Origin of the sequence: Micromonospora sp. WMMD730 (assembly GCF_049178955.1) — a bacterium.
GTDB classification, from domain to species: Bacteria; Actinomycetota; Actinomycetes; order Mycobacteriales; family Micromonosporaceae; genus Micromonospora; species Micromonospora wenchangensis.
In genome coordinates this window covers 3,920,627-3,933,286 of record NZ_JBMHML010000002.1, presented here as the reverse complement: position 1 = coordinate 3,933,286, position 12,660 = coordinate 3,920,627, and the positions used below count along the sequence as shown (strand labels likewise).

The window sequence follows — 12,660 nt, the reverse complement described above, 5'->3', positions numbered from 1 at the left end:
GGACGGGGCCACCGCCGGGCACCGCCGGTCGGAACCCGGCGCCGGCGGTTCCGACCGGAAGGCGAGCGGGTCTGCCCACCGGCGTCCGTGGTTTCTCGAGCCGTTCCCAAGCGGTGGCCGGGAGACTCGGGGCGCAGCCAGCACACGACGCCGAGAGAGGCGGGGCGGATGACCGGACGGGACGAGTCGGCGCACACACGGGCCGGGACACCGGGCGGGACACCGGTCGCCGTGGTGGGCATCGGCTGTCGGTTTCCCGGCGCCAACGGGTTGGCGCAGTTCTGGCGTCTGCTCAGCGACGGCGGCGACGCGACCACCGACGTGCCGGCCAGCCGGTACGACATCGACGCCTACCACGACCCGCGACCGGGCACGCCGAACCGGATCGTCAGCCGCCGGGGCGGCTTCCTCGACCAGATCGACCAGTTCGACGCCGGCTACTTCGGGGTGGCCCCCCGGGAGGCGGAACGGATGGACCCCCAGCAGCGGCTGCTGCTGGAGACCGCGGCCGAGGCGCTGGCCGATGCCGGCCTGACCCGCGACCGGCTGTCCACCACCCGCACCGGCGTCTACGTCGGCGGCATGTCCTCGGCGTACGGGCAGCTGCTCAGCGACGCGTCGGTGCTGGACCTGCACGCGGCGACCGGCGGCGCGCGCAGCTTCCTGGCCGGCCGGGTGTCCTTCGCCTTCGACCTGCGCGGCCCCAGCATGGCGGTGGACTGCGCCTGCTCCTCCAGCCTGGCGGCGCTGCACCTGGCCTACCAGAGTGTGCGCAACGGGGAGACCCAACTGGCGCTGGCCGGCGGGGTGAACCTGGTGATCGCCCCCGAGGAGACGATCCCGTTCTCGGCGGCCCGGATGCTCGCCGCCGACGGCCGGTGCAAGTTCGGCAGCGCCCACGGCGACGGCTTCGTCCGCAGCGAGGGGGTCGCCGTGCTGGTGCTCAAACCGCTGGACCGGGCCGAGGCCGACGGCGACGCCGTCCACGCGGTGATCTGGGGGTCCGCGGTCGGCAACGACGGCCAGTCCGGCGGCTACCTGCTCACACCCTCCCAGCCCGGCCAGGAGGAGACGCTGCGCGCGGCGTACGCCGACGCGGGCGTACCCGCCACGCTGGTGGACTACGTCGAGGCGCACGGCACCGGGACGCCGGCCGGTGACCCGGTGGAGCTGGGCGCCCTCGGCGCGGTGGCCGGCGCGGGCCGGGACGGGCACTGCCTGGTCGGCTCGGTCAAGACGAACATCGGCCACACCGAGGCGGCCGCCGGGCTGGCCGGGGTCATCAAGGCGGTGCTCGCGCTCCAGCACCGGGAGATCCCGCCGAGCCTGCACGCCGCCGAGCTGACCGGCGCGGTCGACTGGGCGGGGCTGCGGCTACGACTGGTGCGGGAGCGCACCCCCTGGCCGCAGACCGACCGGCCGGGCCTGGTCGGGGTTAGCTCGTTCGGCATCTCCGGAACCAACGCGCATGTGGTGCTCGGCGAGTACACCGGGCCCGCACCGGCGCCCGCGCCCGCCGACGGGGACACATCCGACGGGGACGCCGAGCAGCTCCTGGTGCTCTCCGCACCCGACCGGGAGGCGCTCACCGCCCTCGCCACCGACTACGCGCGGTTCCTCGGGCCGGGTGGCGACGGCCGGGACCTGCCGTTGCGCGACGTGTGCTTCAGCGCGGCCACCCGCCGCGACCACCACGAGAACCGGCTGACCGCCGTCGGCGCGTCCCCCGACGACCTGGTCGAGCGGCTACGGGCGTACGCCGCCGGTGAGTCCCGCCCCCGGCTGGGCGTCACCGCGTCCGCACCGGTGGACGGCGACCGGCCAACGGTCGTCTTCGTCTTCCCCGGACAGGGCTCGCAGTGGGACGGCATGGGCCGCGAACTGCTGGCCCGCTCACCGGTCTTCCGCGACACGCTCACCCGCTGCGACGAGGTGATCCGCGCCGAGGTCGGCTGGTCGCTGCTGGCCCGGCTGACCGGCGAGACGGACGCCCCGGCGTCCATCGACACCGTCCAGCCGACCCTGTGGGCGATGCAGACCGCGCTCTGCGCGGTGCTGCGCGACTGGGGCATCGAGCCCGACCACGTGGTCGGGCACAGCATGGGCGAGGTGGCGGCGGCCGGCGCGGCGGGCGCGCTCAGCCTCGCCGACGCCGGTGCGGTCATCTGCCGGCGCAGCAGGCTGCTGCGCAGCGTCGCCGGGCAGGGCGTCATGTACTCGGTGGAGCTGTCCGCCGCCGACGCCCAGGCCGCGCTGGCCGGCCACGAGCACCTCGTGTCCGTGGCGGTCAGCAACAGCCCCACCTCTACGGTCCTCTCCGGCGACCCTCAGGCGCTGGCCGCCATCGTCGCGGACCTCGACGAACGCGGCGTGTTCTGCCGGCAGGTCAGGGTCGACGTCGCCTCGCACAGCCCGCAGATGGACCAGCTCCGCGACGACCTGCTGGCCGACCTCGGCGACGTCACCCCCCGCGCGGGTCACGTCCCGCTGTACTCCACCGTGGACGACGCCCCCTGCGACGGGTCCGGATGGGACGCCGCCTACTGGATCCGCAACCTGCGCGAACCGGTGCGGTTCGGTGCCGCGGTGGCACACCTCGCCGGATCGGCCGACACGGTGTTCGTCGAGATCAGCCCGCACCCCATCCTGCTGCCGGCCATCCAGGAGACCCTGGCCGCGACCGGGACCGACGGCGCCGCCGTCGGCTGCCTGCGCCGCGACGAGCCGGAACGGGCCAGCCTGCTCGACACCGTCGCCGCCCTGCACCGCGCCGGCTGCCCGGTCGACTGGCACCGGGTGGTCGGCGGGCCCCCGCCCCGCTACGTGCGGCTCCCGTCCTACCCGTGGCAGCGCCAGCGGTACTGGCTCGCCCCGGCCCCGGCCGGACAACCGGCCCCGCACCGCGTGGACCGGGTCGTCGACCCGGCCCGCGAGCCGTACCTGCTCGACCACCGGGTGCAGGGCACCGTGGTCGTGCCGGGCACCGCGTACGTCGAGCTGCTGCACACCGCCGCCGCCGGGATCTGCGCCGGACAGACACCCGTGCTGGGCGACATCCGCTACCTCGACGCGCTGTTCCTACGTCCGGACCAGCCGCCGCCCGCGCTGACCACCACGTTCACCCCGCGCGGGCCCGACACCTGGGACGTGGCGGTGACCGGGGCGGAGACGACCCACGTCACCGCGACGGTCACCCGCACCCCGCCGCCGGAGCGACGCCGGCTGCCGGTGGAGGCGACCCGTGCCGCCTGCCCCGACCACCTCACCGGGGTCGACTTCTACCGCCGTTTCGCCGCGCGGGGCAACGAGTGGCAGGGCGCGTTCCAGGGCGTCGCGGAACTCTGGACGGGCGACGGTCAGGCCCTCGGCCGCATCCAGGTGCCCGCCGGGGTCGACCCGGCCGGGTACACCTGCCACCCGGCGCTGCTGGACGCGTGCGGGCAGGTCCTCGCGTCGCTGATCCCGGCCGAGGACCGGTCGTCGGCGTTCGTCCTGGGCGGCATCGACGCGGTGACGATCCACCCCGACCCGGGCGTCCCCGGCTGGGCGCACGCCGTCGCGGTCACCGCCTGGCGGTCCGACTCGGTCTGTGGCGACCTCGTGGTGGCCGACGCCGACGGCCGGGTGATCGTCGAGATCGAGGGACTGCGCCTGCAGTACCTGCAACCCCCGGACTCGGTACGCGACCCCGACGGATGGTTCCACGAACTGCGGTGGCAGCCGCTGCCGGCGCTGCCCGACGCGCCCCGGCCGGCCGGCCGCCGCCTGGTCTTCGCCGACCGGTCCGGCGTCGGCGACGCGCTGCCCGCCGACGTCAGGGTGTTCGCGGGCGGCGGGTACCAACGGCTGGCGGCCGACCGGTACGAGATCGACCCGACGGCACCGGCGCAGTACCGGCGGTTGCTCGCCGACGTCCGGGCCGGGTTCGACGGCCTCGCACCGACCGAGGTGGTGCACCTCTGGACGCTTGACGAGCCCGACGGCTCCCAGTCGGCGCAGCAGGCGGCCGGGGACGCCGAACGCCTCGGCTGCGGCAGCGTCCTGCGGCTGCTGCGGGCGCTCGCCGACGCCGGCCTGCCCGAGCCGCCCCGGCTGTCGCTGGTGAGCCGGGGCGCGCACCGGGTGCGCGACGCCGACCGGACCGTGTCGATGTGGCAGGGCGCGCTCTGGGGCCTGGGCCGGGTCGTCGCCCACGAGCACCGGGAACTGCGCTGCGCCCTCGTCGACCTGGACCCGGCGGACCCACCCGCCGAACTCGCCGCCGCGTTGGACCGCGAACTGGCCGGTGCCGGTCCGGAGGACCAGGTGGCGCTGCGCGACGGCCAGCGGTACGCCGCACGCCTGCTGCCCACGCCCACCGCCCGGCCGGACGACGCCGACGTCACCCACCAGCTCCAGGTCACCTCGCCCGGCCTGCTCGACGGGGTGCGCCTGGTGCCGGTGCCGCGCCGGCCGCCGGGGCCGGGTGAGGTGGAGGTCCGCGCCGACCACCTCGCCCTCAACTACCGCGACGTGCTGATCGCCATGGACCTGTATCCGCGCCTGTCCGACCAGCCCGCGGGCGTGATCGGCGAGTGCGCCGGCACGGTCACCCGGGTCGGACCGGGCGTGGCCGGACTGCGGCCCGGCGACGAGGTGGTGGCGATCTCGCTGCGCGCACCCGCCGCCAGTCACCTCTGCGTCGACGCGCACCTGGTGCGCCGGCGGCCGTCCCGGCTCACCGCGCAGGAGGCCGCCACCGTGCCGGTGGCCCTGGTCACCGCGTACCACTCGCTGGTGCACCTGGCGCAGGTACGGCCCGGCGAACGGGTGCTGATCCACCACGCCACCGGCGGGGTGGGCCTGGCCGCGGTACAGGTGGCCCGCTGGCGCGGCGCCGAGGTGTACGCCACCGCCGGCAGCCCGGACAAGCGCGCGCTGCTGCGGATGATGGGCGTCGCGCACGTGTCCGACTCGCGGGGCACCGGGTTCGCCGAGGAGATCCGGGACGCCACCCGGGGCGAGGGCGTCGACGTGGTGCTCAACACGCAGGCGGGGGAGGGCCTGCTCCGCAGCGTGGAGCTGCTGGCCGACCGGGGGCGCTACGTCGAGCTGAGCCGGCGTGACCTGGTCGAGGGCACCCGGCTGGACCTGCGGCTGCTGGCGCGCGGGGCGTCGTTCTTCGTGGTCGACGTGGTGGACCTCGGGCTCAACGAACCACGCCGGCTCGGCGCGATCCTCGAGGAGACCCTGGCCCTGGTGCAGGCCGGTCTGCTCGAACCGCTGCCGTACCGCGTCTTCCCCGCGACCGACCTGGTCGGCGCGTTCCGGCACATGGCCCAGGCCCGGCACGTCGGCAAGGTGCTGGTGTCCGTCGGGGAGCTGACCGCGCCGCAGCCCACCCCGGCACCGGCCCCGCACCGCCCGGTCCGGATCGACCCGACCGCCGGTTACCTGGTGACCGGCGGGCTCGGCGACCTCGGCCGGGTGGTCACCGACTGGCTGGTCCGCGAGGGGGCCCGGCACCTTGTGCTCACCGGGCGTACCCCGCTGTCGGGCGCCGGCGGCGCGGACTGGTTGGCGGAGCTGCGGCGGCACGGGGTGCGGGTGGCGTACGAGGCGGTCGACGTGGCCGACGAGGAGGCGATGCGGGCGGTCGTGGGGCGGTACGGGACCGACGGCGTGACGATCCGGGGTGTGGTGCACGCCGCCGGGGTGATCGAGTACCGCGCCCTGTCCGAGCTGGACGACCCGACCCTGTCGGCGGTCCTGCGCCCGAAGGTCACCGGCGCGGCCGTGCTGCACCGGCTGTTCGCCGGGCAGCCGCTGGACTTCTTCGTGCTGTTCTCCTCCGGCTCGGCGGTGCTCAGCTCCCCGATGCTCGGCGCGTACGCGGCCGCGAACGCCGCCCTGGACTCGCTGGCCGACCAGCGCCGGCTCGCCGGGCAGACCGCGCTCAGCGTGAACTGGGGCTTCTGGTCGGTCGGCATGCCCGCGCGGGTCGGCCGGGAGCACGGTCGGGCGATCAACCCGGCCGGCATGGACACGTTCAGCCCCCGGGAGGGCATCGAGGCGCTGCGCCTGCTGCTGGCCCGCGACGCCACCCACGGCGTGGTGCTGCCGGCGGACTGGCGGCGGTGGGCGGGCGCGCATCCGGACGCGGCGACCTCGCCACTACTGCGTGACCTGCTCGCCGACCCCACCGCCGTCGCCGCGCCCGCCGCCCCGGCGTCCGTCGTGCCCTGGTCGCCGCCGCCGACCTCCCCGTCCCCGGCGCGACCCGAGGCCACCGCCCCGGTCACCGACGCCCCACCCGCCCCGGTGCCGACCCCTTCCGCACCGGTGGGGTCAGGGGAGGCGGGGTCCGGGGTGGCGGGCACGCTGACCGACCGGGACGCCGTGGAGCGCTACCTGGCCCGGGTCCTCGCGGAGGTGCTGGGCATGCCGTCGGCGCAGGTGCACACCCGGCGTCCGCTCAAGCGGCAGGGCCTGGACTCGCTGATGGCCGTGGAGGTCCGCACCCGGGTCCAGCGCGACCTGGGGATGCTGCTGCCGATCGCGAAGATGCTCGGCGGCCACAGCGTCGCCGAGCTGGCCGGCGAGGTGTTCAGCCAGCTCGGCGAGGCCGGCCGCCGCTGACGGGGCCGGGCCGGTGGGCGGTGCGGCGGGTCGCCCCGCGTAGCCGTCCGCCGGCCCCGGTCTGCCCGGCCCCGCTCACCGGCGCGGCCGGGGCCCGGCACGACCGGTGGCGGTGACCGGACGTGCCGGTCACCGCCACCATGTCGTACGTCGGGTGTCGCCCGTCGCGCCGTCAGCCGCGGGCCGCGTCGGCCTGCGGGATCAGCTCCGCCCGCCGGGCCACCTCCGCGGCGAACTCGCCGAGCGTCATGATGGCGAGCGTCTCGATGTCGTCGTCGTCGAACGTCACGCCGAACTGGTCCTCGACCCGCAGCGCGAGCTCGGACACGGCGAGCGAGTCGAGGTCCACACCGGACGGACCGAGCATCGAGTCGGGGCCGGTGTCGTCGGTGTAGAAGTTCATCTCGCGCAGCGACTGCAGGGTGAACGCCAGGACCTCGTCGGCTGACATGGTGGGGCTACCTTCCTGTCGGATGGCGCGGGAGCGGCGGGGCCGGCGTCGGTCGACGACGTCATCCTCCGTCACCGACGACCTGCGGCGTCATCACGTCGGTCGACGACGTACTGCCGAAATGAGTGGGCCGAAGCTATCAACGGGCACTCGCGCCGGTCAATGCGCCGGAAATGGCCTCCACGGGTGCGCAAGGCGGAGCGGCGGCGGAATTCGAGCAGTTCTCAGCCCGGCGTCGAGGTCGCGTGCACCGCCCCGCCGCGCGGGGCAACTACAGTCCTTGCGAAAGGCGGACGTGGCGCCATGGCCGGCCGACCCGGGAGACGCGCTTGAAGATCACCAACGTTCACCTGTCCGGGCTGGGTGTCTTCCAACCCCCCGTGGTCGACGCCGGCCAGGCCGCCCGGCGCGGCGACTACAGCCCGGCCGCCTACCTGGAGAACCGGCTGACCGGCGCCTGCGTCGCCGGGGACGTCTCACCGCCGGAGATGGCCGTGCACGCGGCCCGTCAGGCGCTGACCCGCGCCGCCGCCGACCCCACCGGGATCGGCCTGGTGCTGCACGCCTCCATCCACCACCAGGGCCCGGAGATGTGGCTGCCCGGCCCGTACATCCAGCGGGAGGTCGTCGGTACGGCGGCCCCCGCGTTCGAGGTCCGGTTGGGCTGCAACGGGGTGTTCGCGGCGCTGGAGATCGCCGCCGGGCACCTGACCGGCGCGGCGGCGGGCGCGACGGTGCTGGTGACCACGGCGGAGAACCTCGGCTCACCGCTGATCGACAGGTGGAACTCGGCACCCGGGTTCATCCTGGGCGACGCCGGTAGCGCGCTGCTGCTGGACCGCGACCACGGCTTCGCCCGGGTACGCGCCGTGGGCAGCGTCGCGGTGCCCGAGGTGGAGCCGCTGTACCGGGGCGGCGAGCCGCTGTACCCACCGGCGGCGGGCCAGGGCCGGATGATCGACATGCGGGAACGGGCCGAGTACTTCCGCGACAACGTGATGTCGCTGACCGACGCCGCCGAACTGAGGAACCGGGCCCGGCTCGACCTGATCGACCGCACGCTCGACGAGGCGGACCGCAAGCTGACCGACATGACCCGGGTCATCTGCGGGAACGCGGCGGCGTACATGGTGCAGCACGACCTGGTGGAGCCGCTGGGCATCACGATGGAGCGCACCACCTGGCAGTTCGGTCGCGGCGTCGGACATACCGGCGCGAGCGACCAACTGCTCTCCCTCAACCACCTGCTGGTCACCGGGCAGCTCACCGCCGGCGACCACCTGCTGCTGTACGGGGGCGCGCCGGCCACCCTGTCCTGCGCGGTCCTGGAGATCCTGGACGTCCCGGAGTGGGCCGGGGCATGACCGCGTCCCCGCGTACCTGGTTCGTCACCGGCAGCTCGACCGGGATCGGCCGGGCGCTGGTGACCGAACTGCTCGCCCGGGGCGAGTCGGTGGCGGCCACCGCCCGCGATCCGCGCGCCCTGGCCGACCTGCGACCTTCCGGGACGGGAACACTGTGGACGGCCCGGCTCGACGTCACCGACCCGCACCGGATCCGGCAGGTGGTCGACGACGCCGCCCGCGCGCTCGGCCGCCTCGACGTGGTGGTCAGCAACGCCGGGTACGCGCTGGTCGGCGCGGCCGAGGAGGCCAGCGGCGAGCAGGTCGACAGGCAGATCCGGACCAACCTGACCGGCCCCATCCACCTGGCCCGGGCGGTGCTGCCGTACCTGCGCGCGCAGGGCGGCGGGCGGATCATCCAGGTGTCGAGCATGGCCGGGCAACGGGGGTCACCCGGCACGGCCGTCTACTGCGCCACCAAGTGGGGCGTGGAGGGCTTCTTCGAGTCGCTGGCCGCCGAGGTGAAGGGCTTCGGGATAGGCGTGACGATCGTCGAGCCGGGCACCGTGAGCACCGGGTTCTTCGGGCGGAGCAAGGAGCTGACCACCGCGTCGCCCGCCTACGCGGGCACCCCGGCGGCGATCCTGCGTCGCCGGGCGCAGGACGGCCGCCTGCCGTGCCGTGGCGACCTGGCCAGGATGGCCGCCGCCGTGGTCGACGTCGCCACCGGGCCGACCGCCCCGCTGCGGCTCGCGCTCGGCAGCGACGCGTACGCCTCGATCCGGCGCGGACTGACCGCGCGGCTGGCGGACCTGGAGGACCAGCGGGAGCTCGCGTTCTCCACCGACCTGAACGCGGGCGACGGGTCGACCCCGTCGACGCCGCACCGAGGACCAGAGGGGAACGACGATGCGCATCACCGTCCTGGCGCTCGGCAGCCGCGGTGACGTCTATCCGCTGACGGCACTCGCCGCCGAGCTGGCCCGTCACGGCCACGAGGTACGCGTCGGGGCGTCGATGAACCTGGTCGACCTGCCCCGGCAGCTCGGGCTCGACGTGGTGCCGGTCGGCTGGAACCAGCAGTCGATGATGCAGACCGAGCGGGGCCGGGAGTGGGTCACCAAGAGCACCCTCGACTCCTTCCTCCAGATCACGATCGAGGCGTACCGGGACTACGGTCGCCGGTTCGGCGACGAGGCGATCGAGATCACCGCCGGCACCGAGGCCATCGTCTGCGCCGTGGTCAGCGAGCAGTGGGCCGCGACCCTGGCCGAGGCGTACGACGTCCCGCTCATCGCGTACGACCTCACGCCGTCGCGGCCGAACGACGTGGTGCCGCATCCGTTGGTGGCCCTCGACCCGCTGCCGACCGCCGCGGCGAACCGGGCCACCTACCTGCACTACACCCGGCGGGCCTGGCGGTACCGGCGGGACCTGATGTTCGCGTTCCGTCGCCAGCTCGGCCTCCCCGCGATGCCGCCGCCCCCGAAGCGGCTGCGGCGACCGCTGGAGCTGCAGGGCTACAGTCCCACCCTGGTGCCGGGCCTGACCTGGGACGCCTACCGTCCGATCGTCGGTGACCTCCGGTTGACCCCGGACGACCTGGACCGCGCCGGGATGTCCACCCTCGATCCGGAGCTCGCGCAATGGCTCTCGGCGGGCGAACCGCCGGCCCTGCTGACGTTCGGCAGCACGCACGTGGCGGATCCGGCGGCGATGATGGCGGGCATCGGGCGGGTCTGCCGGTCGCTCGGGGTACGTGCCCTGGTGGCCACCGGCTGGGGGCTGGCCGGGGTCGCGCCGTCCACGTCAGCGGAGCTGCGGGTGGTGCCCTACGTGGACTACGACCTGGTGCTGCCGCACTGTGCCATGGTGGTGCACCACGGCAGCGCCAGCATCACCGCCGCCGGCGTGCGCGCCGGCATCCCCACGATGGTCTGCTCCTCCTACGCCGACCAGCCCTTCTGGGGCCACCAGCTGGAACGGCTCGGTGCCGGTGTGCACGTGCGGTTCACCGACCTGTCCGAGGACGTGCTGCGCTCCGGCATGTCCCGCCTGACCACCGCTGCGCTGCGGCGGCGCGCGGCACAGCTCGGCGAGCAGATGCGCGCGGAACCCCACGGCACGCTCGTCGCCGCCGACGAGGTCGACAAGTACCTCGCCGGATGAGCGGCACACCGACCGCCGCCGACCGTGGCCGGGCGGTCGTCGAGGAGGTGGTCGGGCTGCTCGACCTGGTGACCGTCGACCCCGCGACGGTCACCACGGACCGGCTGGTTGCCGTCGCGGGGGTGTTCTCCGGACGCGGCACGACGCGGGGCACCACCCGCCGGTACGGGGGGCTCATCGCCGCACAGGCGTTGACCGCCGCCGCGCACACCGTGCGCCCCGGTCGACCGGTGCACTCGCTGCACGCCTACTTCACCCGGCCGGGTGACAGCCGCAGGCCCGTCACCTACCTGGTCGAGACCCTGCGCGACGGCCCGTCCATGTCCGCCCGGCGGGTGGTCGCCCTCCAGCGCGACACCCCGATCTTCTTCCTGACCGCCTCGTTCCACGATCCCGGCACCGGGCCGGCGCACGGACGGCCGGCGCCCGAGGTCCCGCCGCCGGACGAGGTGCCGACCCTGGCCCGGCTGCTCGCCGACGCGCCCGCCCGGTTGGCCGCGGTGCAGGACATGCTCTTCGCGTTCGACGTCAGGTACCTCGGCCCGCCGCCCGGCGGGCGGACCGACGGGGAACGGGCGGGTGAGGCGCACCGCCGGGCCTGGGTGCGGGTGGCCGGGAGGCTGCCCGACGAAGGGTCGCTGCACACCGGCGCGCTGGTGCTCGTCTCGGATCTGCCCCTGCTGCTCAGCGCGATGGTGGCCGGGCACGCGGCCGAGTGGGGTCCGGGTGACCTCGGCGTCAGCATCGACCACACGGTGTGGTTCCACCGACCCTGCCGGGCCGACGAGTGGCTGCTGTACGACTGCGACAGCCCGTGGGCGGCCGCCGGTCGGGGCCTGGCGACGGGGCGGCTGTACACGCGCGACGGCGACCTGGTGGCCACGGTGGCCCAGGAGGGCCTGCTGCTGACCCGGTCCGCCCGCTGAGCCGGGGCAACGGCGGGACGGCCCGCCGCCGCCCTCAGACGGGTACCGCCTCGATCGCGCCGTCGGTGACGCCCGTGACGGCGAAGCCGGCGTTGGTGAGGAGCCGGCCGTACTCCGCCGCGGTGCGGTCCCGGCCCTCCATCAGGACCAGCATCAGCAGATCCACGATCCGGTTGCGGGGCGCCCCCCAGGTGCCCGCGCCGGCGCCGGCGTGCTGCGGCTGTGCCGGCAGCAGCTCCTCCAGCACCAGCAACCGCGCCCCGGCCGGCATCGCCGCCCGCACCCGTTCCAGCACCCGGGCGACGTTCCCGTCGTTCCAGTTGTGCAGGACCCGCCGCAGCACGTACCGGTCCCCGCCGGTGGGCACCTGGTCGAAGAAGCTGCCGACGACGACGTCGACCCGGTCCAGGACCCCGGCGGCGGCGAGCCGGGCACGTCCCCGGGCGGCCGCCTCGGGCAGCTCGACGAGGACCCCGCGCAGCTGCGGACGGGCCCGCAGGAGATCGGCGAGCAGGCCGCCGTCGCCGCCACCGAGGTCCACCACCGTACGGGCGTCGTCGAACAGCCGGGCGGGGGGCGGCGGTGGTTGCGGGGCGGTGGACATCGCCCCGTTGAACGTCGCGGCCAGCTCGGGGTGCCCGCCCAGGTACTGGTAGAAGGATTCGCCGAAGCGGTCGGTGAAGGCAGGTCGGCCGGTGCGGACGGTGTCGAGCAGGCCGGCGAACGAGGCGAAGACCTCCTGGCCGTACAGGACCGCGGTGTCGCGGACCGAACCGGGGACGTCGGTGCGCAGGTATTCCCCCATCCCGGACAGGACGAAGTCGTCGGGACCGGTCTGGCGCAGGACACCGGCGTCGGCGAGCGCGGCGAGCAACCGGCGCAGCGCCACCGGGTCCAATCCGGCGGCGGCCGCCAACTCGGTGCCGCCGGTGGTGCCCGCGGCGATCCGGTCGGCCAGACCGAGCAGGGCGAACACCGAACACGCCTGCGCCGTCCAGGTGGCACAGAGCACGGTGAGCAGCCGCTTGCGGAAGTAGTCGTCGTCACGCGCCACGGATGGCCCTCCACTGAGACTCTAGTGAATGTCCAGAGAAGTGCGGGCCGGGCCCGCAGGCGCCTCGGTATGGTCAATTCGGCCCGGTCATCCTCGCAT

At 75.0% G+C, this 12,660-nt stretch carries 7 protein-coding genes; 5 read left to right on the top strand and 2 right to left on the bottom strand.

Going from position 1 to position 12,660, the window contains the following annotated elements:
* Positions 1–168: 168 nt before the first annotated feature.
* Positions 169–6,618, top strand: a complete 6,450-nt coding sequence (locus ACN265_RS17165) for a type I polyketide synthase (RefSeq protein WP_421408528.1) — start codon at positions 169–171, stop codon at positions 6,616–6,618.
* Positions 6,619–6,790: 172 nt separating this feature from the next.
* Here ACN265_RS17165 and ACN265_RS17160 read toward each other — a convergent pair whose 3' ends face one another.
* Entirely contained in the window at positions 6,791–7,069 is a 279-nt protein-coding gene (locus ACN265_RS17160; protein ID WP_363654658.1) for a phosphopantetheine-binding protein, read from the bottom strand.
* 329 nt (positions 7,070–7,398) lie between these two features.
* Here ACN265_RS17160 and ACN265_RS17155 point away from each other — a divergent pair, with 329 nt between their 5' ends.
* The 4 genes from ACN265_RS17155 to ACN265_RS17140 are packed head-to-tail and all read left to right on the top strand — an operon-like array spanning position 7,399 to position 11,507.
* Entirely contained in the window at positions 7,399–8,433 is a 1,035-nt protein-coding gene (locus tag ACN265_RS17155; protein ID WP_421408527.1) for a ketoacyl-ACP synthase III family protein, read from the top strand.
* Positions 8,430–9,359 carry an SDR family oxidoreductase gene (locus ACN265_RS17150; protein WP_421408526.1) on the top strand — a complete coding sequence of 310 codons (930 nt, stop codon included), beginning with the start codon at positions 8,430–8,432 and terminating at the stop codon, positions 9,357–9,359. Before ACN265_RS17155 ends, ACN265_RS17150 begins: the two co-directional genes overlap by 4 nt.
* Positions 9,322–10,581 (top strand): glycosyltransferase, encoded by a 1,260-nt coding sequence (locus ACN265_RS17145; RefSeq protein ID WP_421408525.1) that lies wholly within the window; start codon positions 9,322–9,324, stop codon positions 10,579–10,581. Before ACN265_RS17150 ends, ACN265_RS17145 begins: the two co-directional genes overlap by 38 nt.
* On the top strand, positions 10,578–11,507 hold the full coding sequence (locus ACN265_RS17140) for an acyl-CoA thioesterase domain-containing protein (RefSeq protein ID WP_421408524.1): 930 nt from the start codon (positions 10,578–10,580) through the stop codon (positions 11,505–11,507). The genes ACN265_RS17145 and ACN265_RS17140 overlap by 4 nt, the downstream gene beginning before the upstream one ends.
* 34 nt (positions 11,508–11,541) lie before the next feature.
* Here the strand turns inward: ACN265_RS17140 and ACN265_RS17135 are convergent, their stop codons facing one another.
* Positions 11,542–12,561, bottom strand: coding sequence for a methyltransferase (locus ACN265_RS17135; protein WP_421408523.1), 1,020 nt, complete (start codon positions 12,559–12,561; stop codon positions 11,542–11,544).
* Positions 12,562–12,660: the final 99 nt, after the last annotated feature.

What these genes read in the sequence shown, in the direction of transcription:
- ACN265_RS17150 (WP_421408526.1), top strand. Translation starts at nt 8,430, where the DNA reads ATGACCGCGTCCCCGCGTACCTGGTTCGTCACCGGCAGCTCGACCGGG.
- ACN265_RS17140 (WP_421408524.1), top strand. Translation starts at nt 10,578, where the DNA reads ATGAGCGGCACACCGACCGCCGCCGACCGTGGCCGGGCGGTCGTCGAG.
- ACN265_RS17160 (WP_363654658.1), bottom strand. Translation starts at nt 7,069, where the DNA reads ATGTCAGCCGACGAGGTCCTGGCGTTCACCCTGCAGTCGCTGCGCGAG.
- ACN265_RS17165 (WP_421408528.1), top strand. Translation starts at nt 169, where the DNA reads ATGACCGGACGGGACGAGTCGGCGCACACACGGGCCGGGACACCGGGC.
- ACN265_RS17145 (WP_421408525.1), top strand. Translation starts at nt 9,322, where the DNA reads ATGCGCATCACCGTCCTGGCGCTCGGCAGCCGCGGTGACGTCTATCCG.